Here is a 24,949-nt window from a genome sequence, read left to right on the forward strand (position 1 = left end):
AGCTTCCATTCTCTAGTTCAGGCGGGTTTTCTCCCGGCAGTCCGGGCGGTCTGGATTCGGTCATAGACCGAGGCTGATGGCCGCGAGTCCGGGAAACACGGCGAAAATGACGGTCAACGGAAGGACGCCGAAGACCAAGGGAACCATCATGGCGATCTCTTTCTTTCCGGCCGATTCCATCAGGTCGCGTTTGGCCGTATCACGGACGTCTTGCGCCTGGGCCCGCAGGACGTCTGCAAGTGGCGTCCCGCGCTCCACTGCCACAATGATCCCGTCGACGAACCGCACCAAGGGGCCCAGATCGGTCCGTGCGGAGAATCGCTGCAGCGCTTCGACGAGCGGCTTTCCGGCCCGGGTTTCACCAAGCACCAGCTCAAACTCCCGAGCGAGTTCGCCGTGTGAACTCCGGCAGACGCGGTCAAGGGCACCAGTGGCACTTTCGCCCGCGCTGACGGCGAGTGCCATGAGCTCGGCGAGGCTCGGGAACTCCGCCATCATGAGCTTTTGGCGCCTCCTGATCTGGACGCCCAGCCAGTAATCCCTGAAAAGGAACCCGCCGAGGGCACTGCCCAGAATGGCGACGACGGCAAGGAACGGATTGAACTGTCCTGATGCTGCCCCGATCAGGACCAAGCCGGTGGCGAGCACGAATCCCAGCACCGCCCACAGCAGCTGCTCGGCCCTGAAGTCGACGACAGACTTGCGGATGCCGGCCTGCGCCAGCCTCCGGCTCAACACTGACGAACCCAGGTTGAAACGCGTAAGGAAAGCAAATCCGTCCTTCAGCATCGGACGCAGTATCCGCTCCAACGGCCCGAACGGCGTGAGGTTGTCCGTGGAGGCCGACAGCAGCTTGGACTCCAGGTTTTGCGACTTCAGTTGCGGTTCGATACGTTCGGCAAAGCTCATTGGCCTCATGAACGGCAGCCGCACCACCAGGAGCCAGAGGCCCGCTCCGAGCAGGAGTCCGCAGATCACGGAAACAGCGGCCGGCGACGTCATCTCAGTACCCGTTCGTCCTCAGGCAGCGCACCGATCCGCAGCATGACGGAGTAGCAGATGGCGGACACCACGAGTCCACCGAGAAGCACGGCTGCCCCGGTCGCAGTGTTATAGGCGGCGACCGCTTCGGGCCGGGTGGCCAGCAGCACCATGACGATCCACGGTGCAGCCACTGCAAGCCGGGCTGCATTCACCGTCCAGGACTGCCGCGCCTCCAGCTCGCTTCTGGTTCGCGCGCTTTCCCGCAGGAATTCGCCCAAGGTTCCCAGCAGGCGGCCCAGGTCGGAGCCGCCCACTTCGCGGGTGAGCCTGAGGGCTTCGACAATCCGGTCCGCGACGGGATCTGCAAGCCGTTCCTTGAGCCTGTTGAGGGCTGGATCGAACTGGCCGCCGGCGCGGTAGTCGGCCCCGAAGTCACGAAATACGTGCCGCAGCTCCTCGGGCCCCTTCTCACCCAGTTGGATCAGCGCCTCGGGCAGGGACAGCCCTGCCCTGATCGCGGACCGAAGATGGTCAACGACGTCAGGCCACAACTGACGCAGGGTGGCAGTGCGTTTGCGGGCCCGCCATCTGACCACGGCCATTGGGAGCCATCCTCCAAACAGGCCGAAGCAGGCGGAGATGGGCCAGGACTTGGTCACCGCGAAGAAAACGATGCTGACGAACGCCGCCACGCCTACGCAAGTGGATACCAGGCCGAGCCCGGAGACGTTCTCAATCCCGGCAGCCCGCAGCAGGTCCTGCAACCGGCTGGACTGCGGACGCCGCTGAGCGGCCTGGGGCTGTTCCCAGGCGGACCACCAGATGAGGAACAAACCCGCTCCCAAAACCACCCCCAGCACGGGTGCCATCAGCGGACCTCCAGCAGCGCCGCCACGTCGAATCCTGCGGCGGCAAACTTCTCGACGGCGGGCATGGAGTTGGCCTTGGGTTGCAACTGGCCGTCGGTCATCGAGAAGACCATGGACGATTCGATGATGCCATTTTCGACCCGCCTTCCGAGTGACAGAACTTCCGTCACCAGGCGGCGGCCATTGGCCTGCCGGCTGCAATGGACCACCAAGTCAATGCACGAGGCCACCGTTGGCACGACGAAGGCACTGGAGATGTTGTCGCCAGCAAGGAGCGGAAGGGTGCACAGCTTGGTGACGGCGTCGTGCGCAGAGTTCGCATGGACAGTGCACATACCGGGAAGGCCGGAGTTGAGCGCGATCAGCATATCCAGGCTTTCGGCCTCTCGGACTTCGCCCACTACCAGGCGGTCCGGACGCATCCTGAGGGCTTCCTTGACGAGCCTTCGCAGCGGGATCTCGCCCTCCCCCTCCAAGTTCGGTTGCCGGCACTGCAGTCCAACAACATCACGCAGAGGAAACTGCAGTTCGAAGATTTCCTCGACCGTAATGACGCGTTCCCGTGCGCCAATGCTGGCAGCGAGGCAGTTCAGCATGGTGGTTTTGCCTGCCTGGGTTGCCCCCGAGACGAGGATATTAAGCCCGCTGGCCACTGCGGCGCCCAGGAAGCGGGCTGCCTGGGGAGTCAGGGTGCCGAGCTCCACAAGGTGTTCGAGCCGGCTGGCCTTGACCACGAACTTGCGGATGTTGACCGCCCAATGGCGCCGTGTCACGTCAGGAATGACGACGTGGAGCCGCGACCCGTCCGGGAGGGCCGCATCCACAAACGGCGAAGACATATCAAGCCGGCGGCCCGAGCTCTTCAGCATGCGTTCCACGAGGTCCCGAACCTGCTGGTCCGAAAAGCTCAGCGACGTGAGCTCAGATTCGCCGTTCCGTGCCACGTATATTTCGTTGGGAGCGTTAAGCCAGATTTCCTCGATAGTGGGGTCATCCAGCAGCGGCTGCAGCGCCCCGAAACCGGCCACGGCGTCGTAAACATGCCGTCGGGCGGACTCCAGCGGGCCGATCGGCGGAAGCGGGCCCATGAGTGCGCGTTCGTCATAGTCACTGACCGCCGCCTCGACCAGCCGCCTGACTTCGCCGGCCTGCCGCAGCGGGTCCAGGCCACGGCGCCGGATCAGCTCGCGAACCTCATCCTCCACGATTCGAACAGCATCCATGCGTTCCCCCAAACGACTGCCGCCCCCTGGCTGAGGCAGTACAACTCCGTTAAAGCTAAGGGAGCATACACATGTCGGCCAAGTCACACGGGCCAAGCTGTGGATAAGCAGGGAAATCGGACCAAATTTGATTCACATTAGTAACACCAGAATCACTAGTCGCTCCATGCACACTGGTGTTATGGTAGGCGCGTTAAGTCAGACATATCTCACAGTTCGGTACGTCCTGCGGGATTCAGCTGTAGATGCGACCTAGTGGCCTGCTCTTGGGAGCACGCCACTGTTCCGGAGCGAAAAATGAAGCGGACCCCAGTTCAACCCAAGCGTCGCTTACTGAGAAACGCTGGGCCGCTGGTACTGGCGTTGGCACTGATGGCCGGACCGCTGGCAGGCACGTCGGGTGCAACGGAGCCTCTGCCTTCGCCGGCCCCTACGGGGACCACACCCACGGGGACCACACCCACGGGCACCGCAACCGCAGCACCCGAAACCACAGCACCAAGCGCGTCCCAACCGGCCACGCCGGCCACATCGCCGTCGCCCGTCCAGACCACCACCCAGCCGGCCGAGCCGGTGCCCCCAACAACAGGCTCGGCGCCTGTCGTTCCCTTGGACCCCACCTCCGATGCTGGTCGGGCCGCGATGGCAAAAGCCGCCGGCCGGGGCGGCGCCGAAATGGGCCAGCGCTCGGCGCGCGTCACCGGAGCCACAAAACAGGACGGCGGCCAACTGTTCACAACACAGTCCCTGGAAACGCAGGGAACGTGGATGCCGACATTCGGGGTGCAGGGCCTGGACGTCAGCGGCCACCAGACATCCGTCGACTGGCTGCAGCAGTGGAATATGGGCGCACGGTTCGCCTACGTCAAAGCCAGCGAAGGCAACTACTACACGAACGAGTTGTTCGGCTCGCAGTATCAAGGTTCACGCAGCGTCGGAATGATCCGGGGCGCCTACCATTTCGCCATCCCGAACTGGTCCTCGGGAGCGGACCAGGCGCGTTATTTCGTCCAGAACGGAGGCGGCTGGACGGCGGACGGTTACACGCTGCCGCCCGTGCTGGATTTCGAGTTCAACCCCTATGAAGGCCGGACTATCGACGGGTTCTACTTCGGGAATACCTGCTACGGAATGTCTCCGTCCCAGTTGACAGCCTGGGTCCGCGATTTCGGCAACACCATGCAGGCGCTCACCGGACGCCTGCCGGTCATTTATACCAACACCATGTGGTGGAAACAGTGCACCGGCGACGCCGCGGGATTCGGGAACTATCCCCTGTGGGTGGCAGCCTACCCGAGCTCTGCAACCAATGACGCCGGCGCCATACCGTCCAGCTGGGGCACCTACAGCATGTGGCAGTACAGCAGCACGGGTCCCTTCGCAGGTGACTCCAACGTGTGGAACGGCACGTACCAAATGCTGCAGCGCTTCGCGACCTACTCCGACGGCTTTGGCTCCACATTCGTCAAGGGCCCCACCAGCAGCACAATCTTCCTGGTTAGCGGCAAGACCAAATACCCTGTGCCGGACTGGGCTACGTATCAGCTGTACATGAACGTAAGTTCCCTGGACCAAGTCAGCCAGCAATACGTGGACTCGCTGACGACGGGGAACCCCGTCGGCCGCTTCGCGCGCGGCTCCGACGGCTCCATCTACCTCATCGACGGCGGCCGAAAGTACCACGTGCCGAGCTGCACAGTCATGTACGACTTCGGCGGCGGCAGCTGCACCGGCTGGATCCCGCTGGCGGACAGCCAGCTTGCAGCGTATTCGGATAGCGGAATGCTGGCCAACGCTACTGCCTCCCCCTCCGGAAAGCTGTTCTACGTGTCCGCTATGACGAAGCGGGAGTTCTTTGACGTTGCCTCACTCAGCCGTGCCGGCCTCTCCTCGGCGGTCGTGAACCTGAGCGAGGCAGTAACAGCCTCCCTGCCCTATGCCAGCGCCGCCCCGATCGTGCGTCCGGACGTCATCGTTGTGGACCGAATCAGCCGCCAGCCCTACATGAATACCGCCGGGAAGCTTCTGCCCGTGCCCACCTCTATTTACTCCGAGAATGTCTGGGCCAATGGAATCAATGCGGCGGCCTTGGATCCACAGTCCATCGCCAAGCTCACCCAGGGCCCTGCCTTCACCGGTTTTGCGTCGAATGAAGCTGGCACCACACGGTACGTGATCGGTTCGAGCTACAAATTCCTGATGACCGACGCATCTCAGTGGCCCGATACGACAGTCAAGTTTTCAGATGCCCTGCTGGGTGCAATTGGTACCGGGCCCACGATTTCCAATCCGACCTACCTGAAGTCGTCATCGTCCCCGGTTGTCTACCGGCGGGACAAGTCGGTTGCGCGGGAAGTCCCTGACATCTCCACGCTCACGCAGCTGGGCCTCGGCAAGATTCCCGCCATCTATTCCTTGACCCCAACCACCGTTCGTTCGCTGCCGAAAGGCCCGGCGATACTGCCCCTGGCCAAACTCACGGTCGGGGACACGAGTCCGGTGGTCTATCTGATCGACGGCCCCGACAAGATGCTGCAGCTGGAGGATTTCAGGATCACCAACAGCCTGGGCATCGGGGGCTACTCCCGCGTGCCGCAGTCAGCGCTGGCGCCTTACTCCTCCACAGCAACAGTTCAGCCCGTTGTGCGGTGCGCTTTGAACACCTATCTCGGATACGGCGGCGGCATCTGGAAGCTCCCGGCCACGACGGCAACCGCCCAGCTCCCCGCACGGACCCTTGAACCGTCCACCTGCACCGCTCTTCCCGCGGCGAGGGGAAACCTGGACACCACAGTCTTCGTCAAGGCCCTCGACTCGCCCACGGTCTACCTGATGGTCGACGGGACCAAGCGTCCGGTGAGCACCTGGACCCGCCTGGTGGAGCTGAACAACGGCAGCAGTTCGCCCGTGATTGCCGAATACAGCCGCAGCGCACTTGATCCGGTGCCCACGGGAAACCCGGCATAACACCAACCGAAATAGCCATTAAATTCAAAAGGCGGGTGTCCGGGAAATTCCCGGCCACCCGCCTTTTGTGGCTTGATCAGCCTGCGCTTTGATCCAGCAATTCAAGCAGGTACTTCCCGTAACCGCTCTTCACGAGCGGTTCCGCCCGCTCCTGCAGCTCGGCGTCGCTGAGGAAGCCCAGCCGCCACGAGATTTCCTCCGGGCAGCCGATGGACAGGCCCTGACGCTTCTGCACAGTGTGGATGAATTCGGACGCTTCGTTCAGCGAATCGAAGGTTCCGGTGTCCAGCCATGCGGTTCCGCGCGGCAGGATCTCCACCTGAAGCTTGCCCCGTTCCAGGTACACCCGGTTCACGTCGGTGATTTCCAGCTCTCCGCGGGGGGAGGGCTTCAGGTCCTTGGCGATCTGCACAACATCATTGTCGTAGAAGTACAGTCCAGGAACTGCGTAGTGGCTCTTGGGCTTGGCCGGCTTCTCCTCGAGCGAAATGGCCTTGCCTTCAGCATCGAATTCCACCACGCCGTAGGCGGACGGATCGGCAACCCAGTAACCGAACACCGCACCGCCGTCGATGTCCGAGAAGCGGCGCAGCTGAGTGCCCATGCCCCGGCCGTAGAAGATGTTGTCACCCAGCACCAGGGCAACCGGCCCTTCGCCGATGTGCTCGGCGCCCAAAATGAATGCCTGCGCCAGTCCATCCGGCGAGGGCTGCTGCGCGTACGTAATATTCACGCCGAACTGCGACCCGTCGCCCAGCAAGCGCTGGAACTGGTCGGCATCGTGCGGGGTGGTGATGATGAGGATGTCGCGGATGCCGGCGAGGATGAGCGTGGACAGCGGATAGTAGATCATCGGCTTGTCATAGACCGGCACCAGTTGCTTGCTGATGCCCAGGGTAATGGGATGGAGTCTGGAGCCGGTACCGCCGGCAAGGATAATTCCGCGCATGCAACCTATCTTTCCCTCTGATTCGAAGTCCAACCAAATCCGGTAACCTATGAAACTATGCAGCGACTTCTCGTAACCGGCGGCGCCGGATTCATCGGCTCGAATTTTGTCCATTATGTAATGGCCAACACGGACAACTATGTCACCGTATTGGACAAGCTCACCTATGCCGGGAACCGTGAGTCACTGAGGCACCTGCCCGAGGACCGTTTCGCTTTCGTGGAAGGCGATATCGCCGATCCGTCCGTGGTCGACCAGCTCGTGGCAGACCATGACGTCGTGGTCCACTACGCGGCCGAGTCCCACAACGACAACTCGCTGCATGACCCGCGCCCGTTCCTGGATACAAACATCATCGGCACCTACACGCTGATCGAAGCCGCCCGTAAGCACAACAAGCGCTTCCACCACATCTCCACCGATGAGGTCTACGGCGACCTGGAACTCGATGACCCCGAGCGGTTCACCGAGAACACCCCGTACAACCCCTCGAGCCCGTACTCCTCCACCAAGGCGGGCTCGGATCTGCTGGTCCGCGCCTGGGTGCGTTCCTTCGGGCTGCAGGCCACCATCAGCAACTGCTCGAACAACTACGGCCCCTACCAGCACGTGGAAAAGTTCATCCCCCGCCAGATCACCAACGTCATCGACGGCATCCGTCCCAAGCTCTACGGCAAGGGCGAAAACGTCCGCGACTGGATCCACGCCAACGACCACTCCTCCGCTGTCCTGGCGATCATCGAAAAGGGCATCATCGGGGAGACGTACCTGATCGGTGCCGACGGCGAAAAGAACAACAAGGAAGTCGTCGAACTCATCCTTGAGCACATGGGCCAGCCCCGAGACGCGTACGACCACGTCGTGGACCGCCCCGGCCACGACCTGCGCTACGCCATCGACTCCACCAAGCTCCGCACCGAACTCGGCTGGAAGCCGGAATTCTCCAACTTCGACGCCGGCATCGAGGACACCATCGCCTGGTACCGCAACAACGAGGACTGGTGGCGCCCGCAGAAGGCCGCCACCGAAGCCAAGTACAAGGAGCAGGGCCAATAAGCATGGAGTTTCAAAAGAAGCTCGCAGGCGCGGAAACGCCGATTCCCGGCGTCGTGGTCTACGACCTTCCGGTCTACGGCGACAACCGCGGCTGGTTCAAGGAAAACTGGCAGCGGGAAAAAATGATCGCTGCCGGGCTGCCCGACTTTGGCCCCGTCCAGAACAACATCTCCTTCAACGACAAAACCGGAACCACCCGGGGCATCCACGCTGAGCCATGGGACAAGTTCGTCTCCGTGGCCACCGGCCGGATCTTTGGCGCCTGGGTGGACCTCCGCGAAGGGCCGACCTTCGGGGCGGTCTTCACCGCGGAGCTCGATGCCAGTAAGGCCATCTTCATCCCCCGCGGCGTCGCGAACTCCTACCAGACCCTGGAAGACAACACCTCCTACGTTTACCTGGTCAACGACCACTGGTCGCCGGAGGCCGAATACACCTTCCTGAACCTGGCCGATGAGACCGCGAACATCCCCTGGCCCATCCCCCTCAGCGAAGCGGAAGTCTCCGACAAGGACCTGGGCCATCCGCGCCTGGCCGACGTCAAACCCATGGGCCCCCGCAAAACCCTCGTTCTGGGCGCGGACGGGCAACTGGGCCGCGCCCTGCGCAAGGCGTACGACGGCGACGCCTCCATCGAGTTCGCCGGCCGGCAGGACTTCGACCTCCTGGACCCGGAATCCTACACGGCACGGCACTGGGGCAACTACAGCACCATCATCAACGCCGCCGCCTACACCGCGGTGGACACCGCCGAAACAGGAACCGGACGCGAGGCCGCGTGGGCCATCAACGCCACCGCCGTCGGCCGGCTGGCCCGCATCGCAGCGGAACACTCCCTGACGCTGGTGCACGTCTCCAGCGACTACGTCTTCGACGGGACCCGCACCGAACACACCGAGGACGAACCGTTCACTCCCCTGGGCGTCTACGGCCAAAGCAAAGCCGCCGGCGACGCCATCGTCAGCACAGTCCCCCGGCACTACATCGTCCGGACCAGCTGGGTCATCGGAGAAGGTAACAACTTCGTCCGCACCATGGCGGCCCTGGCCGGCCGCGGCGTCCAGCCCGCCGTCGTCGACGACCAAATCGGCCGCCTGACCTTCGCCACGGACATCGCCGACGGCATCCACCACCTGCTCCAGACCAAGGCCCCGTTTGGAACCTACAACCTGAGCAACGACGGCTCCCCGCAGTCCTGGGCCGAAATCGCCGCCGACGTCTACGAACTCAGCGGCGCCGAACGGTCCGTCGTTACCGGGGTCAGCACCGCCGAGTACTTCAAGGACAAGGCAGCCGCGCCGCGGCCGCTAAACAGCGTCCTGGACCTCGGAAAAATCAAGGCCACAGGATTCCGCCCACGGAACTCCAAAACAGCCCTCACCGAATACCTCAGCACAAGCCAGGCAACCGTTTAGCACCGCAGTAAAAGGCGAAGCCGGGCGCCGTCCGAAAGGACAGCGCCCGGCTTTGGCGTTAACTGGCCAAGCTGGCCTTTTCTGTCGAACCGCGGCGCCTGCGGGATGCAACAAGGTCACAAGCCGTCCACAGGACCATGCCGCCCACACCAACGCACCACAGGGCTACCCCTGCGGCCCAGCCCGGCGGCGTAAAGGAAACTGAAACCGTAGAGCCGGCCGCGTGCTCCGGAACATCCAGGGCCAACAGGAATCCGTCGACGGGGGAAGTGATGTCCGCGCCGCTGGCGTGATACCCGGGCCACGGCAACCGGCCCAGGGCTGCGCGGCCGCCGCCGGAGGCAACCTGATCGACGCGAAGCGTGACTTCAGTGGCCGTGCGTCCGGTCTCGGTGAGCTTGGTGCCTGGCGAGGTCCAAACGAGCCCGCCGGACGAGCCCGTTGGAACATCGCGGCTCCAGAGCGCTATTTCGCCGTCGTCGCTCACTTCGCGCCACCCTGCGGGCACGGATCGGACGGGCACGGGGTCCTGCCTTCCGACATAATTGTTAGAAGCTGTGGGCCGCTGATTTCCGGCAAAGGACTTCTTCAGGATTTGAATGTTGTCGATACCAAGTTCATCGGCCAGCAGCATGCCGGTTTCCCCCCGCCGCTCGAACAGGCGGTCCAGCAGTTCAACGCATGTCCCGCCCAGGTATCGCAGGCACAGAGCCTTGTTGTACTCCGTGTGCCCGATCAGCTGGTATCTGTTCAGGACCGAAGCGGGGCTGAGGTACCAGGTGTTGGCCATCAGGGTCCTGGACCAGGTCGACTCGTCCTGCGGGTAGTCGAGCGGGTCCCCGACCACCAGGACCTCCCCCTGGACATCTGCGAGGACACGCTTGGGAACGGCAGTATCCGCCGGCACGACGGAATCAGACAGCGGGCTCACGGCGGTTGTCCGATATTGCAGCAGGGTGGTCCCCAACGTCACGCCAAGACATACTACGGCGACGGAGGAAGCCATGGACATTTTGTCCAGCGGGAGTTTATTGCCACGCATCCGCCACCACAGCACGCAGATGGCGGCTATCGCGAGGACGCCGGCCAAAAAGACCGCGAGGTAGCGGTCGGGGTATTGGGCCCAGCCACCGTAGACACCGAACGCAATGGCGCCCGTGGCACCCAGCAGGGACAGCTTCGAGGGATGCTTGGCCAGAGCGTGGGAGAGCAAGACAACACAAAGAAGGATGCAAACCAGCGCCAGGTACGGCATAAAGCGGGCAGGATAGCGGAGGGGGCCCACGGTCGAAGGCAGCAGCACAAACATCAGGGAAAGGGCTGCGAAGAACAGGATGTCCCTGATCTTCGGTGCGTACGCCCGAATCCGGCGCCAGCTCAGGAACGCGACGAGCGGCAGGAACCAGGCTATGTACAGTGCCGGCGCAGGAGCGGAGAAGCCGCCCCACCACCACGACGGCATCATTGGGTAGGCAGTGGCGATGGTTGAGCTCAGGAGACCACTGAGGTCAACTCCCATGAAGTCGTCGTTGGCGATGGCAGTGGAGCTTCGCGTTGTCACTGCCGCGGTCAGGACGCCGGGCAGGTAAACCACGACGGCGACCAGGACCAAGCCGAACCCAACCGCCGCAGTGCGCCACGCTGTCCCCCATCGGCGCTTCAGCAGGGCGTCCACGCCAACGGCCAGCAAAACGAAGCCCACCGCCACGGTTCCGGCCACGTACCCAATGGTGACCACGAGATATCCCGCCAGGAACGCCCAGAGTGGATTCCGCCGCCCCTCACTGGCCATCTTCAGCAGCATCCAGAGATAGGGCACGATTGACCACGCGATTTGCCCCGTGACCCACGAAGGGGCATCGAAGAACATGGTGAAGCCGTTCAAAGGCGAGGCGACCCCTGCCACCAAGGCCAAGGCGGGCGGAACCTTGAACGATCTGCTCAACAGATAGCAGCCCACGCCGCCGATGACCAGGAAAGCAATTTTGAGGCTGGTGGTTACTACAACGGCATCGGGGGCGAGGTAGACAATCACCCCGATGAGCATGACGAGCGGGTTCCAGGTTCCCCACTGCCCTTCGGCTGCATAGTTCCCGCTCGACCATACTTGGGGATTGAGGATCGGCACCGTGCCGGACAACAGCGATTCACCCAGGTGGTACCAGACTCCGTAGGCGCCGTTTTCGGTGTCATCCCAAAAGTAGAACCGCGGCGTCCAGATCAGCGGAATCAAGCTGAGGATTAGCACGCTGACTGCGGTGATGAGGACCCAAAGTAGCGGGCGCGCCGGCGCGTCTTCACTGTCTAGCATTAGTTCCTTGTCTTCATGTTCGAACCCGCATCACCGACTTCGATTGCCGGCATCAGAATCCGGCCAGGCGAACGTACTCAGCCCGCTACCTTCCACAGCGTAATCGTGGCCGGCTGCCCGCCGTTGTTGTAGGCGGCCTCCGATATTTTCGCTCCATTGACCTTCCCCTGCCAGCCGGTGGGGCAGCCCGTGTCCGTTAGTACGTAGCGGATGTCCACTTTTTCCGCGGCAGGCTGGGCAAACGAGCCGTTTGCGCGCTGCACAAGGATCTCGCGAATGTCTTTTTCGTTCTTGGGCCAGGCGAGGCCGAGGTTGTAAAACGCGGTGGGCAGGCCAGTCAGTGCTTTCACCCGGAACGGGCTGATGCACGGATCGAACATCACCAGCTCGGACGCCTGCCCTTTGGCGTCCACCGTGACGCGCAAGTCTGAGCCGGGTTCGGTGAGCGGCGTTGCAGCTGACTTTATCGCAAGTGCCTGCGGGTCGTTGAAACTCGCTGTGCCGTAGTCATGGACATAGTCCGAAAATTTTGAGTAGTCCGAGAGGCTAACGGCAAAAGCCGCCACCACCGCCACGCAGGCTGTCGCCACCACAATCGCCGGTGTGCGGCCGAAGCCGGCAGCTGGCCGCGCAGCAGAATTCGAAAGGTCGGGCGATTCAGCCGCCCGGGTCTGCTGTTTCCGGCCCGCGCGCCACAGATGCCAGCTCCGGACTGCGACTTGGCAGAACACCGGAACAGCGGCCGCTGTGACCATGGTGAAGCTGTCGATCCAGAAGCGGTACGGTTCCTGGTTCGCACCCCACAGGTCATTGCTGGCGACCACGGGCCAAGCGAAAGCGGCGCCGAGGGCGAACGCCAACCACGCTTTGTTTCCTTGCACCAGTCCCGCCCAGAAAATCAATGCGAGCATGAGCAAAGGAACCAGCGCGCCCAAAATACCGGTCCAGAGCGGCACGCCCAGGGCGTTGGATGACAGCTCCCGGTATGTCAGGAAGTCATCCTTGTCGGCCAGCCCCAGCAGGGTTCCGAGGATCGTCGGCGAAGCAGCCAGCGCCAGCGCTACACAGGCGGCGATGACGGGAATCTTGTTTTTCAGCAGGACCAGAATAAAGCCGGGCGCAGCGGCGAGAAGGCCCGCCATCAGGGTGACCAGAGGACCTGCCTTGGCAGCGATCGTTGTACCGCCCAGGAGCACTGCCACCAGCAACAAAAGGCTCACGGAAGCGTGCCACTTCCGGCCGTACATCAACAGGCCGTAGGCGCCCGTTGCGTAGACAAGAAGGTACACGGCCGTTAGGAACGAGTATGTCTGCACATTTGCCAGCGCACCGACGGCGGCAGCGGCAACAATCACGACGGCGGTCCGGGTCTTGGCGCCAGCCGGCGCCCTGCCGTCCAGGAGGGGAAACGTCACGCCTATGAGGATGCAGATGGCGGTGACAGCAATGGAAAGCGCGGCGGATTCTCCATTGAGAGTGAATAGCACCCCGAAAGCGCCCCACAGAACACCGTGGTTGTCCAAAGAGTGGTGCCAGTTGCCGGTGGAAGCCACGGCGAACGTGCCGATAATGCTGGGCACAAAGCCGAGGACACCCAGGACCGGCAGGCCGGTCAGGCGGATCAGCAGCCAGCTTATGGCCGCCACCATGATGAACTGAAACGCGAGGCCCGCAACCTGCCACGTGCCAATGATGTCCGTGTTGAACAGACGCGCCAGCAGCCCCAGGAAAACATAGTAAAGCCGGGGATAGTGGTTGGTGCCGGTTTCGGTGAACGGTTCGACCGCGGCCATGTTGCCGTTTTTGACGTTCACCGCGATGGCCAGGTAAGAGTACTGATCGTAAGGGAAGTACTGGCGGAAGTTGTGCCAGCTGAATCCGTTACTGGTGGTCAGCGGACGGACCTGGAGTACCCAGTACATCAGTCCGGACAAGGCCATGGCGGCGGCTGAGATCAAATGCTGCCAGCGGTTCCGAGAGTTGGTGGCAGCTGTCTGCTGTGTCATTCCGCTGGATACCCCGACATTTTTCGTTGAATTTCTGGGCAGCTTCCCGGAGGCTGCTCGGTTACAAGTAAAGATTCTAAGGCCTGCGGCCGCCAGGGCCGGCCTCCGGGGCCGGCCACGCGTCACACTGCATTGTCGCCAAACCGGTAGACTCTGTGCACATGACCAATGCAGTGACAGGCTCTTCGGCCAACACCCATCGTATTTCCGTCGTCGTACCTGTTTACCAAGGCGAAAAGACGCTGCCGGCGGTCGTTGCGGAACTGATGGGACTCGCGGAACCGCAAATTTCGCCGGCCGGCCACCGTTTTGTCATTGCAGAAGTCCTCCTCGTATTCGATCACGGCCCGGACGGCTCTGCGCAGGTCATCCGTGACCTCGTGGCACGCTACGACATCGTCCGCGGGGTGTGGTTGAGCCGCAACTTCGGACAACACCCCGCCACTCTGGCCGGCATGGCGTCCGCCGGCGGTGACTGGGTTGTCACCATGGATGAGGACGGCCAGCACGATCCCGCCGCTATCGGCGACATGCTGGATACCGCCATGGCCCGGCAGTCAACGCTGGTGTATGCGCTGCCCACCAATAAGCCTCCGCACGGATTCCTCCGGAACGCCGCTTCAAAGGGTGCGAAGAAGGTGGTGTCTGCACTCCTGTCGAGTAACGACGCACCCAACTATCAAAGCTTCCGGCTTGTCACCGGCGAGGTTGCCCGCTCCGTGGCCGCCTATGCCGGCAACGCCGTGTACCTCGACGTCGCGCTGGGGTGGATTGCCTCGAACGTCGCCACCTGCCCGGTAGCTCTTCGGGAAGAGGGGGACCGCGCCTCCGGCTACCGGCTGCGCACCCTGCTGTCCCATTTCTGGCGCATGGTCATCTCCAGCGGCACGCGCGGGCTCCGTCTGGTCAGCCTGATCGGGGCATTGTTCGCGTTCCTCGGCATCTGCCTTGCCATTTACCTCTTCATTTCCTACCTGACGGGACACGGCGCGGGGCAACAGGGATGGACGTCCACCATGATCGTGATCCTCATCAGCACCGGAGCCATTCTGTTCTCCCTGGGGGTCATCGCCGAGTACGTCGGCGTCAACGTCAACATGGCCATGGGTAAGCCCGCCTACCTGATCGTGAGCGACCCTGCCGTGGGTCCCCTCGGAAAGACCGGCACCGTGGCAGCCGCCACGAATCACGGAACAGCCGCAGCATCCGGGGGAAACACGCCCAATGCCTGATCCGGTATGGGTCGTCGGCGCAGGCGGCCTGCTGGGACGCGGCCTCGTCTCCGTACTCAAGTCGAGGGGCCATGACGTACTCACCTCCTCAATTCCCTGGAACGACGCTGCCGCTGCCAAAGCGGCCCTGGCCGCCGGAGCCGAACAGCTGAGGACCCTCGCTGACGGCAGACCCTGGGTGATCGCCTGGTGCGCCGGCGCCGGCGTTACCGGAACATCCCAAGCCGAGCTGGACTCCGAACTCGACGTGTTCAAGGCCGCACTGGATTCCATTGCCGGGATCCTGTGCATGCCCGGTTCCGCACCCGGCCGGTTTTTCCTGGCCTCGTCGGCCGGCGGCGTTTATGCCGGCGCCCCTGATCCGCCGTACTCCGAAGAGAGCATCACCCAGCCGCTCGCCCCCTACGGTTTTGCCAAGCTTGCCGCGGAAAGCGCCGCCACCGCGTTCGCGGCAACCTCAGGCACCCGCGTGTTGATTGGCCGGGTTGCCAACCTCTACGGGCCCGGACAGAACCTGGCCAAGCCCCAGGGCCTCATTTCAGTCTTCGCGAAGGCCTACCTGACGGGCCAACCGGTTTCTGTCTACGTTTCCCTGGACACGCTCCGCGACTACATCTTTATTGACGACGCCGCGGCCCTGATAGCCGATTGCCTCGACCGGCTGTCCGGATCCGACGTCGTTGCAGGACAGACGGTGACAAAGATCATCGCCACCCAGCGGGCAGACACCATCGGCGCGCTGATTGGCGCGTGTAAGACCGTCTTTAAGCGCCGCCCGCGCATAGTCCTCGGAGCATCGCCGTTCGCCAAGGCTCAGGCGCACGATCTTCGGTTGAGGTCGGTGGTTTGGACGGAACTCGACAACCGCCAGTTCACTCCCCTGCCGGTGGGAATCGACGCGACCGTCCGGGACATGCAGACACTGAGAAGCGCCTCAGGCTCCTGGTAGCGGAGCGACGACTTCGTCCGCCTGCTTCCAGCTGAAGCGAAAACTGGGTAATCCGCCCCGTTCGGTACCCTAGATGGAGCGTTAGCAACAGAAAGAGACCGTGCCGAGTTGAATATTCAAGAACGACCCACAGCGGCCAGGACCGGAAATCCTGGGTGGCTGTGGGCCCTGGCCACGCCGGTGGCCACCATCCTGGCTGCATTAGTGCCGGTCATTTTCAACCACCGGTTTTACTTCTATGACGACACCCAGATCGGCGCCTACCCCATCTGGCGCGAAATCGGCGAAATGCTCCGCTCAGGTCAATGGCCGTTTTTCAGCGCCGAAGGCTGGCAGGCCGGCAACTACGCTGCCGAGGGCCAATGGGGCATCTTTAGTCCCCTGACCCTGGGCATAGGCCTGGCGTCCACGTTCTTCACTAACGCCCTGGTTTTCTCCACCCTGGTCAAAGTCGCCCTTCTGGCCACAGCCAGCATCGGTATCTACCTGGTCAGCCGCAACCTTGGTACCCGGGCGCCGTGGGCCTTTGTCGCCGGAGTCGCCTCCACCCTTGCCGGATTTACCGTCTACCTCGATTCTCCATCCTGGGTGACAGGACTGATGGTGTGGGCTTTCCTGCCTTTTGTCTGGTGGTCCTTGCGAAGGATGTGCTACCAGCAGAAGTCGCCCCTGCCCGTTCTGGTCTCCGGCTACTTCCTCGTCACGGTCGGTTATGTCCACGGCACCATCATGATGGTCCTGCTATTCGTCGCCGTCATTGTCGAATTGCTGGTGCGCCGGAAGTGGAAGCCCCTCGTGAAGACCGTGTCCACCGGTGTCCTCCTGGGTCTGGTGGCGTTGGCCGTTTACCTCCCGGGAGTCCTCACCCTGCGCAGCACCGCGCGCACGCAAGTGGTCGCCAACACCAACTTCCTTACCGTTGACCTCACCGGCCTGGCCGGATCGGCACTACCAAGCAATCTTCCGCAGGTTGCTTCCTGGTGGTGGGGACCGTTCGCTCCCGCGCCGCTGACCTACATAGCGTGGTTCCTCCCGCTGTTTGCCCTGGTCAACTTCCGGCAGTTGCGGCGCCTGACCCCGGGAATTGCGAGTGTCCCGGTGTTCCTGCTGCTGTCATTGATGCTGACGCTGGCTCCCAGCGACCTTGGACCACTCCGGACGCCCGTCCGGTTGATGCCGTACGTCTGCCTCGCCACCATCGTGCTCTTATGCGTCGCCCTGTCATTGGCACGGGTCCGCAAGGTCTCCGGCGTGCGGTGGGTCAGCACAGCCGCGGTGTTCATTGGGAGCGTTTACCTGGGGTGGACGGGCAAACCGGAGCTGTGGACCGTCAGCGCACGCATGGTGCTCATCATGGCCGTCGGATTTGCCCTGACTGCGGTGGCACTGCGCCTGATCCGCGCCAAGTCGAAGGCCGACGGAGTGGTGGCGGCTGTCCTGGTAGCGACATCCCTTGCGTTGGCCTTCCCGCAGCATTACTACTTTCCCAACCCGCCCGTTCAGGACTTCAAACTGCCCGCGGATACGTCGAAGTACTCCACACAGCTCTCCGGCGCCAAGGGGCAGGCGGTCGTCGTGGGCACGCCGTCCGCCTTGGACCCGTCGATCTGGACCGAGTCGCTTGTCGGCAACATGTGGTACCTGAACCCCGGGTCAGTGCACAACCTCTACAGCCCCATCCAGAATGCGGCCTATTCGAAAGACCTCTGCATTGCTTCCCGCGGTGAGACGTGCAAAGAACTCAGCACCAAGCTGTTTGAAATCGACCCGACTTCGGGCAAGCCGCTCGCAGACCTCCTTCGCGTGGACACTGTCCAGATAGTCCGGGATGCGGCCGACCCGAACGGTGCCGAACTCGCCAAGGCGGTCCCGCCGTCGGGCTGGTCTGTTGCATCCCGGACTCCGAATACGGTCATGTGGACGCGGAACGTGCCCCTCGGGTCGGTAGGCGCTCCCGTCTACGCGTCCGAGGGCACTGAAATCGAGCCGGTGTCCAACTCCAGCAGCCAGGTCACTTTCAAGGTGGACGAGGTCCCCGCTTCCGGCGGGACCGTGACACTGGGCCGCATCGCGTGGCCGGGTTACACGGCTGACGGCGCCACCATCGTCGATCCGCTCCGCGGTTACCTCCTGACGGTCAACGTGGCTCCGGACATGGCCGGCAAAACCGTGACCGTCTCGTTCCAGCCGCCAGGATGGACCCTCGAAATCGCTTCCCTCGCTGCCGCACTTCTTCTTGGTGCCGCCTGGTCTGTGGTCCATGCGCTGCGCGGCCGACGGCGGTCCGGCTCACCTGACGGGCCGTCGTCGTTAGCGGACCGCCCGGCCGGCAACGATCCGAGCGCTTCCGCGCCCCATCCCTCCCCCGATCCCTCGCTCCGCTCCGGCGGGGCAGAGCCGGAATACGCCTTGAGAAAAGAGGACAAATAGTGGCTTCCCATCCGCCCACAGCGGACGAGCCGGTGCGCGGAATCCATTCCGGCCCGCCCGGTCCGCTGATGAAAATCGTCAAAGATCAGCGGGTTGCTTTCCTCCTCGTCGGCGGCGCCAACACAGCCTTCAGCACGGGCCTCTTCATTGTTTTGGCCTTGGCGTTCCCGCAGGCTCCCTCTTTCATCCTCTTGTCCGCGTCGTGGACGGTCTCGCTCATCGCGGTCTTCTTCGTCTACCGGAAGCTTGTCTTCCGCGTCAAAGGACATGTCTGGCTGGACCTGGGCCGATTCGCGCTCGTCAACCTCACGTCCCTGCTGGTTAACATCGGGCTGCTCTCACTGTTTGCTGACCTCCTGCAGTTCCCAAGGATCCCGACGCAACTGGCCATCACCCTGTTGTCCGTAATCATCAGCTACTTTGGGCACCGGCACTTTTCATTCCGGCGTAAACATGCACCGGAGCACGCACAGACCGCCCCCGTAAACGGCACTAAAGAGGAAGAGACGGCATGAATCCGAAAGTCTCCATAGTCATCCCCGCTTATAACAATGTGCAGTACATTGCTGAAACGCTTGATTCAGTCCTGAACCAGACCTATGACGACTATGAGGTGGTCATTGCCGACCATTCGTCAGTTGACGGAACGACGGACGTCATCAACGGATACAGCGGCCACCCGAAGCTCCGCATCCTCAGCCCCACCCCCGTCGGCGGCGGTGCCCAGGCCAACTGGAACAGAGTCAGCGCCGAAGCCAGGGGTGAGTACGTCAAGCTGGTCTGTGGCGATGACATTATTGCACCGACGGCACTCGCCGAGCAGGTGGCAGCTTTCGAAGCGCATCCGACGGCGGTCCTGGTAGCCAGCCAGCGCGATCTGGTCGACTCCAGCGGCGAAGTATTCATCAAAAGCAGGGGCCTTCAAGGCATCTCAGGACTGGTGAGCGGGGCAAAGGCCGTCCGGGCCACGGTTGTGGCCGGTTCCAACATCTTTGGGGAACCGGCGTGTGTTATGTTCCGCCGGGACCTGCTTGAGAAGGAAGGGGGCTGGGACAATACCCACCCGTACCTTATCGATGAGGCGACGTACGCCCGGATCTGCTTCCATGGTGACGTCGTGGCAATCCGTCGCAGCCTGGCCAAATTCCGCATCAGCGCCAGCCAGTGGAGCGTCCGCCTGGCGAGGCAGCAGTCAGATCAGGCCATCGCGTTCCACAACCACGTTGCGCGGACGCACCCGGGTGTCCTCAGCCGTCTTGATCTGCTGACTGGCAACCTCAAGGCTGTGGCCATGTCCTATGCCCGCAGGCTGGCGTACATGCGGCTACGCAAGCGCATGGGCCATGAACACGCGGTGGAAAGTACCGTCTAGGACGATTTCCGGTCGGCCGCGCCATGGATGTGGCTGTGGCCGACCTCGGGATCATCAACGGCCCGTTCCGGGATTTGCTGGGTTGACATCACACGCATCTTACGGCGGGCCGGTTCTTCGAAGAACCGCCACAGGCAGTAGCCAAACACGGACACCACGGCCGGTATCAGGATGAAGCCGAGCTTGGCCCCCACCGTTCCCGTGCCGAGGGTCGCCGGGAATGTCATCTGCAGCTTCCAGAAGATCTCAATCAGCGGCATGTGCACGAGGTAGATGCTGTAGGAGGCCATTCCGCCCACCACCAGCGCTTTACTGCCCAGGACCTTTGCCACGTGCCGGTCGGCCATTCCCAAGGCTCCGACAATCACCACGAGTACAGGGATCAGCAGTCCTATGTAACGCGGCCGGGCGGTGAAATCCATCCAGTAGCATCCGGCAATAATGACGGCCGTCGCCAGGACAATGATGTGGCTTGCCATCAGCCGGTTCCGGGCAGTGTCAGGCACCCGCCGGACTATGTAGAACATGAGCGCCCCGGCCATAAAGGCACACAGGATGCGGAGCAGCCACATCCAGCCGGCGTAGAGGCCCAGCACGTAGGAAAAGAACACGACGGGAAACAAGAGCACTCCGGCCATGATCACCAGGGAGCGGGTGCTGAGCGACCTGTTGAGGCGGAAGATCAGAAGGACCATCACGGGGAACAAGAGGTACGCGAATGCCTCGGCCGAGACTGACCACGCGGCTCCGTTCCAGGTCAACCGGTCGAAACCGGGCTCAGTCCACTGCACCACAAGCGTGAGTTGGCGCAGGAAGCTGCCAACGCTGTAGTCGCGCACATCTACAGGATCGTCGCTTTGCCGGGCGAGAAGGATCCCGTGCCATATGGCGGCGAACACCAGCATGAATACATACGCCGGCCAGACACGCGCCAGGCGAGCCCACCAGAACTTGACGGTGGCATTACGATCCAGCCGCCACCCCATGCGCTCACCGTAGTTCAACGCCAGCACATAGCCGCTGAGGGCAAAGAAGAGGTCGACGCCGAGCTCCCCGTGTGCAAGAACCGGGCCGATGACGTGTCCCAACCAAGGAAACTCCGAGGCGATGTTGCCGCGAACATGGAACAGCACTACCCACATGGCCGCTACGATGCGCACGCCGGTCAGTGCGTGAACCTGTTGTACTGCGCGGGCAGCCGTCTCGGGTGGCGTCTGTAACATCACATTTTCCGGCATGCAGTTCCTCTGCGTTATCAGGGCGGGATTCCCTCGGGACTTTCGCTGGGTCCGCGCCTCAAGGGCACTCTTTCTAGACTACCGGATCGCTGCGTACAGTCGGCGACATAGACGGCCCCGGCGGCCGGGCGAAATGCCCTGCCGTGATACTTTCGAGGGATGGGAAAAAACCTCTATCTCATTGCCTCCGGCGGAAATCCGAACTACGGCGATGAGCTGATCGTGGCGTCCTGGCTGCGATTCCTTGCCCGCGTCCGGCCTGACGCATCCGTATGGCTGGACTGCCCGCAGCCGGGTACGGCAACCGCATTGTTCGCCGGGATCCATCCCGGCTTCCACGCCACCAATACGCTCTGGCGTTCCTGCGCCGAAGCTCCGGACCAGTCGGCGCAGGCGGTGTGGGACCACGTCGGCAACCTCGTGGCCCACGGAGGCACCCCCATGTATGACGTCGGCCTCCTCGCCCTCGGCCAGGCGGATTCCATTCATCTCCTGGGCGGCGGCTATGTCAATGGCGTGTGGCCTGACCATGTGGGGCTTGTTTCGGGCATGGCAGCTGCAGGCAAGCTGAGCGGCGCCCGCCTCGTCGCCTCCGGCCTCGGCCTGATGCCGCTGCCGGAGAACGCCGAACAGCTGCAGAAGACCTTTGCCGATTTCTCAGCCGTCAGTGTCCGCGATGACCCCAGCGCGGATTTCCTGGGCCTCGAGACCGGGCTGGATGACGTGTTCCTTGGACTGCCCTACGAGCTCAGCCGGAGCAAGAACTCGCAAGTGGTCGTGTCCCGCGCGAAAGACGTGATGCTGTGCATCCAGAGCGACATGACGGATGCACCCGCATTCGAACGGCTGCGGGACAAACTGCGGGTCGTCGTTGAGAACTCGCTTGCCAAGGGCCTCACGGTCGGCTACGTAGAGGCGATACCCGGCTCGGACCGGCGCATGTTCGACGCCTTGGAAGGCCTCATCCCGGAGGAGAATTTCGTTCCCTTTACGCAAGTCTGGAGCGACGGCCTGCCCGTCCGCCGCGGTCAGCTCTGGTACACGTCCCGGTACCATCCCCACATGGTGGCGGCCTCTGCCGGCGCCAAGGGTGTGGCCATCGGCATCCTGGACGACTACTACGACGTCAAGCACCGCTCACTGCTGGACCTCGGAACAGGGTGGACCTACGCCTCCACCAAGGACGACGCCGCCCTGCCGGAGCCGACCGGCTCGCCGGACTTTGAAGCTACGGCGTTGCGGCTCGCGAGTCTTAAGCGTACAGAAGCTCTTTCGCTGTATCCGGTCCAGTAGACCCGGAGGCCTTGGCCTGCGTGGCACCGGCCACAAACAACGACGAGGGGCCCCGCTCGTTGAACTGCTCCCAGTTCAACGAGCGGGGCCCCTCGTTGCTCAACTACCAGGCCCTCAGCGGACGCTGCGGGCCATCTTCGGCTTCGGGTCGAACTTGAGACCGGCCAGAATCTCCTTGGCAACCCGCAGCTGCAGCCGGCGTCCCACACCGCCCTTGACCATCCAGGCGTAGGTGGTTGCCACAAACTGTACCCACGCAAGCTTGTCGTCATGGTGCCAGCGGTAGGATGACTCGTTCCGCGCCCCGTAGAGGAACTTCCATGCATTGCCGGGGTTCAGGTCCCCGAAGTTGACGCCGCGGTTCGTCGGCATGTCGTGTGTGACAACGCTGTCGAGGATCTGGACTCCGGGTCCGTCCGCACTGATCCGAAGCGTGTACTCCATATCGTCGAACCAGATGAAGTATTCCACCAGGGGCAGGCCGTACTTGGCGATGGAGCGTCGCGGAATCAGCACTGAAACGAATGAGCAGTTGGTGATCAGCACCGCCCGCTGGCCCTTGGCGATCAGCCGTCCCCAATCCCAAGTGGCGCCGGCGTTGTTCATCTCGCAGATCGAGCCGTCCGTGTAGCGGACCAGGGAACAGCTGTACGGTACATTGCGGCCGAGTTCCTGTTCCGCTTCCGCATGGCCACTGAGGAGTTTCTGAAGGGCTGTTTCCTCGGTGTAGCAGTCGTCATCCATAATCCACACCCAGTCGGCGCCGCGCTCGTAGGCACGTTCCATGCCGGCAGCGAACCCGCCGGCCCCGCCTGTGTTGGAATCGAGCCGGACAACTTCCACGCGGGGATCGTCGTCATATACGGACAGCAGCTGCGGCGTTGAATCTGTGCTGGCGTTGTCGATCACAATCAACCGATCGACGGGCCGGGTCTGGGCAAGGATTGAGTCCAAAACCCTTCCGAGCTTGTCGACCCGGTTGTAGGTGACGACTACGGCTGCGACCTGGTCGGTCATGCTTTCCATCCTTCGTAAAGTTCAGTGGTCCACTTCCGCGCTTCGGGGAGTTCCTTCAGCGCGGCAATCTTCTGCCTTTGTTCTTCCACGATCTCTTCGCGCAGCTCCTCCGAGGCCATGATCGCCTTGGTCCGCTCGACAGCTTCCCTGATGAAGGCGAGAGGTTGCCTCGGAACAAGGGCCTTAGCGGAAACGAGGGAAGCCTGGGAGCCGACGTCGGTAGACAATACCGCCACGTCCTGGGCAGTCGCCTCAAAGGTTGTCAGCGTGAGTCCCTCGTTGTCCGAAGAAATCACCAACAGGTCCGAATCCGCGAGCGTGTCATCCACGGGATGCGGTGGCTGGCGCAGCTCAAGGTGATCCGTCAGCCCGTATTTGGCAACCAGCCGCGAGGTCTCTTCTTCCAGCGCGCCCGAGCCGTGGAGGATAAAGCGCACCTCCCGGTCCGCGGAGCGCTTCAGCTGGGCTGCATAACGGAGGAACAAATACGGTCGCTTCTGCTGGCTGAGACGGCCCACGAAGGAGATGGTGAACGGGCGTCCAGGTTCCTTCTCGACCTTCGGGACGGCATGCACTTCGTTCAAGCCGTATAGCGGAGCGAGCGATACCTTTTCCTTGGGGACATCGCGCTGCAGGACCATGTAGTCCCGCAGCTGCGGCGAGATGACGTGGTGCATGTCGATGGCGTTGGAGAGCTTCACGGCCAGTTCGACGAACCCGCCGGTCCGCCATTCGACGACATGCAGGGAGTCCGCCGTCCGGATCCGCGGATCCATGGCTTTGAACCACGCGAGCCGGTGGTAAAGCCACCCGTTGTGGTGGACATGGATTCCGTGGACTTCAAACTTCGTCAGCAGCGCCAACAGGAGTTGGGTTTCTTCCTCGTCCGAAATGGGAAGGTTAACCGGCAGCACCAGCGCACCGTCGAGTTCGGGGCGCACAATCCAGGGGTGGGCAGACTCGCGGTCTGTCAGCACGATGGGCAGGAAACCGGCCTCGCGGGCCAAGGCAATGGTTTCAATTGCCCAGCGTTCCGCACCGCCCATTTCCAGCCAATGCAGCCCGAAAATGATGGCACGTTCGCCGTGTTCCGACGGCCTGGGCAACGGCGCAGACGATTCAATCGGCGCTAGCCTTTGGGGCCGGCGGTTCGGCGTGATGCGCTTCTCGTAGTAGTCGGTCAGGCCCTGGCGCAGGGCGTCGAACGCGATGGGCGCACCGAAACGGGCCCGGCGCAGCACTTTGGCTTTCCGGCCGGGACGATCGTAGAAGGTTGCCCCACCTTCGGCCCGTTCTCCGCCCAGGTCAAGAACCAGGGGCACGGGAGCCGAGTCAGCAGGCACTGTTGCCGGCACCGTGCTCTTGACAGCCACCGTGCAAACAACAGCCCGGTTCGGCTCCCACTCATGCCTATGGCAGGCGTACCCGGTCAGTCGCGGAAACTCTCCGTCCGGGGCCCGGAGGACTATGACCTTGAATTCACGGCCAGGCTGGATCAGTGCATGGTAGTTCAAGCCGCCCACAAGAAGGCCAAGTTCCCGAGCCGAGAGCCGAGGCTCTCCGCCTGCCAGCCCTGAACCGCCGTCGTCAATTACTTCGAAGAGCTTTCGGGCCCTACTCATCTGCACTCCCTACTGC

The 24,949-nt window shown here is 62.8% G+C and carries 18 protein-coding genes; 9 read left to right on the top strand and 9 right to left on the bottom strand.

What is annotated here, in order from left to right:
* Positions 1-60: 60 nt before the first annotated feature.
* Genes TV39_RS13865 through TV39_RS13875 form a run of 3 tightly spaced genes read right to left on the bottom strand, consistent with a single transcriptional unit; the run spans position 61 to position 3,076 of the window.
* Complete coding sequence (locus tag TV39_RS13865; protein ID WP_043482612.1) at positions 61-1,002, bottom strand: type II secretion system F family protein; 942 nt, start codon at positions 1,000-1,002, stop codon at positions 61-63.
* Positions 999-1,853 (bottom strand): type II secretion system F family protein, encoded by an 855-nt coding sequence (locus tag TV39_RS13870; RefSeq protein ID WP_043482613.1) that lies wholly within the window; start codon positions 1,851-1,853, stop codon positions 999-1,001. The genes TV39_RS13865 and TV39_RS13870 overlap by 4 nt, the downstream gene beginning before the upstream one ends.
* The gene (locus TV39_RS13875) at positions 1,853-3,076 is read right to left on the bottom strand and encodes a CpaF family protein (protein WP_043482683.1); all 1,224 of its coding nucleotides are present in this window, start codon (positions 3,074-3,076) and stop codon (positions 1,853-1,855) included. The genes TV39_RS13870 and TV39_RS13875 overlap by 1 nt, the downstream gene beginning before the upstream one ends.
* A gap of 768 nt (positions 3,077-3,844) precedes the next feature.
* Between TV39_RS13875 and TV39_RS22570 the strand changes: the two genes are divergently transcribed.
* Complete coding sequence (locus TV39_RS22570) at positions 3,845-6,043, top strand: lysozyme (RefSeq protein ID WP_326942838.1); 2,199 nt, start codon at positions 3,845-3,847, stop codon at positions 6,041-6,043.
* Between the two features lie 76 nt (positions 6,044-6,119).
* Here TV39_RS22570 and rfbA read toward each other — a convergent pair whose 3' ends face one another.
* Positions 6,120-6,992: a glucose-1-phosphate thymidylyltransferase RfbA gene (rfbA, locus tag TV39_RS13885; protein ID WP_043482614.1), complete on the bottom strand. Its 873-nt coding sequence runs from the start codon at positions 6,990-6,992 to the stop codon at positions 6,120-6,122.
* A 57-nt stretch (positions 6,993-7,049) separates the two neighbouring features.
* On the opposite strand from rfbA, the gene rfbB reads away from it, so the two are divergent.
* Positions 7,050-8,048 carry a dTDP-glucose 4,6-dehydratase gene (rfbB, locus tag TV39_RS13890; RefSeq protein WP_043482615.1) on the top strand — a complete coding sequence of 333 codons (999 nt, stop codon included), beginning with the start codon at positions 7,050-7,052 and terminating at the stop codon, positions 8,046-8,048.
* Positions 8,045-9,463, top strand: a complete 1,419-nt coding sequence (locus TV39_RS13895; protein WP_043482685.1) for a sugar nucleotide-binding protein — start codon at positions 8,045-8,047, stop codon at positions 9,461-9,463. Before rfbB ends, TV39_RS13895 begins: the two co-directional genes overlap by 4 nt.
* Before the next feature lie 58 nt (positions 9,464-9,521).
* On the opposite strand, the gene TV39_RS13900 is transcribed toward TV39_RS13895, so the two are convergent.
* Both TV39_RS13900 and TV39_RS13905 read right to left on the bottom strand, forming a co-directional pair.
* Positions 9,522-11,774 carry a hypothetical protein gene (locus TV39_RS13900; RefSeq protein WP_043482616.1) on the bottom strand — a complete coding sequence of 751 codons (2,253 nt, stop codon included), beginning with the start codon at positions 11,772-11,774 and terminating at the stop codon, positions 9,522-9,524.
* A gap of 77 nt (positions 11,775-11,851) precedes the next feature.
* Positions 11,852-13,780, bottom strand: a complete 1,929-nt coding sequence (locus TV39_RS13905) for a hypothetical protein (RefSeq protein WP_043482617.1) — start codon at positions 13,778-13,780, stop codon at positions 11,852-11,854.
* 161 nt (positions 13,781-13,941) lie between these two features.
* Between TV39_RS13905 and TV39_RS13910 the strand changes: the two genes are divergently transcribed.
* The 5 genes from TV39_RS13910 (at position 13,942) to TV39_RS13930 (ending at position 19,763) form a co-directional block, all read left to right on the top strand.
* Positions 13,942-15,012: a glycosyltransferase gene (locus tag TV39_RS13910; RefSeq protein WP_052500580.1), complete on the top strand. Its 1,071-nt coding sequence runs from the start codon at positions 13,942-13,944 to the stop codon at positions 15,010-15,012.
* Positions 15,005-15,961 carry an NAD-dependent epimerase/dehydratase family protein gene (locus TV39_RS13915; RefSeq protein WP_043482618.1) on the top strand — a complete coding sequence of 319 codons (957 nt, stop codon included), beginning with the start codon at positions 15,005-15,007 and terminating at the stop codon, positions 15,959-15,961. Before TV39_RS13910 ends, TV39_RS13915 begins: the two co-directional genes overlap by 8 nt.
* Before the next feature lie 108 nt (positions 15,962-16,069).
* Entirely contained in the window at positions 16,070-18,391 is a 2,322-nt protein-coding gene (locus tag TV39_RS13920; protein WP_144406423.1) for a YfhO family protein, read from the top strand.
* A complete protein-coding gene (locus TV39_RS13925; RefSeq protein WP_052500581.1) occupies positions 18,391-18,906 on the top strand; it encodes a GtrA family protein in 516 nt (171 codons plus the stop codon). The genes TV39_RS13920 and TV39_RS13925 overlap by 1 nt, the downstream gene beginning before the upstream one ends.
* The gene (locus tag TV39_RS13930) at positions 18,903-19,763 is read left to right on the top strand and encodes a glycosyltransferase family 2 protein (RefSeq protein ID WP_043482620.1); all 861 of its coding nucleotides are present in this window, start codon (positions 18,903-18,905) and stop codon (positions 19,761-19,763) included. Before TV39_RS13925 ends, TV39_RS13930 begins: the two co-directional genes overlap by 4 nt.
* Here the strand turns inward: TV39_RS13930 and TV39_RS13935 are convergent.
* Positions 19,760-21,001: an acyltransferase family protein gene (locus TV39_RS13935; RefSeq protein ID WP_052500582.1), complete on the bottom strand. Its 1,242-nt coding sequence runs from the start codon at positions 20,999-21,001 to the stop codon at positions 19,760-19,762. The two genes, TV39_RS13930 and TV39_RS13935, sit on opposite strands and share 4 nt — an antisense overlap.
* Positions 21,002-21,160: 159 nt before the next feature.
* On the opposite strand from TV39_RS13935, the gene TV39_RS13940 reads away from it, so the two are divergent.
* Complete coding sequence (locus TV39_RS13940) at positions 21,161-22,294, top strand: polysaccharide pyruvyl transferase family protein (RefSeq protein WP_043482621.1); 1,134 nt, start codon at positions 21,161-21,163, stop codon at positions 22,292-22,294.
* A 114-nt stretch (positions 22,295-22,408) separates the two neighbouring features.
* Here TV39_RS13940 and TV39_RS13945 read toward each other — a convergent pair whose 3' ends face one another.
* Both TV39_RS13945 and TV39_RS13950 read right to left on the bottom strand, forming a co-directional pair.
* Positions 22,409-23,311 (bottom strand): glycosyltransferase family 2 protein, encoded by a 903-nt coding sequence (locus tag TV39_RS13945; RefSeq protein WP_200891024.1) that lies wholly within the window; start codon positions 23,309-23,311, stop codon positions 22,409-22,411.
* A complete protein-coding gene (locus tag TV39_RS13950; RefSeq protein WP_082049729.1) occupies positions 23,308-24,933 on the bottom strand; it encodes a glycosyltransferase in 1,626 nt (541 codons plus the stop codon). The genes TV39_RS13945 and TV39_RS13950 overlap by 4 nt, the downstream gene beginning before the upstream one ends.
* Positions 24,934-24,949 lie beyond the last annotated feature (16 nt).

The sequence above is a fragment of the Arthrobacter sp. SPG23 genome (assembly GCF_000876655.1).
In the GTDB taxonomy this organism is placed as follows: Bacteria; Actinomycetota; Actinomycetes; order Actinomycetales; family Micrococcaceae; genus Arthrobacter.

What these genes read in the sequence shown, in the direction of transcription:
- TV39_RS13870 (WP_043482613.1), bottom strand. Translation starts at nt 1,853, where the DNA reads ATGGCACCCGTGCTGGGGGTGGTTTTGGGAGCGGGTTTGTTCCTCATC.
- TV39_RS13945 (WP_200891024.1), bottom strand. Translation starts at nt 23,311, where the DNA reads ATGACCGACCAGGTCGCAGCCGTAGTCGTCACCTACAACCGGGTCGAC.
- TV39_RS13910 (WP_052500580.1), top strand. Translation starts at nt 13,942, where the DNA reads ATGACCAATGCAGTGACAGGCTCTTCGGCCAACACCCATCGTATTTCC.
- TV39_RS13930 (WP_043482620.1), top strand. Translation starts at nt 18,903, where the DNA reads ATGAATCCGAAAGTCTCCATAGTCATCCCCGCTTATAACAATGTGCAG.
- rfbB (WP_043482615.1), top strand. Translation starts at nt 7,050, where the DNA reads ATGCAGCGACTTCTCGTAACCGGCGGCGCCGGATTCATCGGCTCGAAT.
- TV39_RS13865 (WP_043482612.1), bottom strand. Translation starts at nt 1,002, where the DNA reads ATGACGTCGCCGGCCGCTGTTTCCGTGATCTGCGGACTCCTGCTCGGA.
- TV39_RS22570 (WP_326942838.1), top strand. Translation starts at nt 3,845, where the DNA reads ATGCCGACATTCGGGGTGCAGGGCCTGGACGTCAGCGGCCACCAGACA.
- TV39_RS13915 (WP_043482618.1), top strand. Translation starts at nt 15,005, where the DNA reads ATGCCTGATCCGGTATGGGTCGTCGGCGCAGGCGGCCTGCTGGGACGC.
- TV39_RS13935 (WP_052500582.1), bottom strand. Translation starts at nt 21,001, where the DNA reads ATGCCGGAAAATGTGATGTTACAGACGCCACCCGAGACGGCTGCCCGC.
- TV39_RS13900 (WP_043482616.1), bottom strand. Translation starts at nt 11,774, where the DNA reads ATGCTAGACAGTGAAGACGCGCCGGCGCGCCCGCTACTTTGGGTCCTC.
- TV39_RS13950 (WP_082049729.1), bottom strand. Translation starts at nt 24,933, where the DNA reads ATGAGTAGGGCCCGAAAGCTCTTCGAAGTAATTGACGACGGCGGTTCA.
- TV39_RS13905 (WP_043482617.1), bottom strand. Translation starts at nt 13,780, where the DNA reads ATGACACAGCAGACAGCTGCCACCAACTCTCGGAACCGCTGGCAGCAT.
- TV39_RS13940 (WP_043482621.1), top strand. Translation starts at nt 21,161, where the DNA reads ATGGGAAAAAACCTCTATCTCATTGCCTCCGGCGGAAATCCGAACTAC.
- rfbA (WP_043482614.1), bottom strand. Translation starts at nt 6,992, where the DNA reads ATGCGCGGAATTATCCTTGCCGGCGGTACCGGCTCCAGACTCCATCCC.
- TV39_RS13875 (WP_043482683.1), bottom strand. Translation starts at nt 3,076, where the DNA reads ATGGATGCTGTTCGAATCGTGGAGGATGAGGTTCGCGAGCTGATCCGG.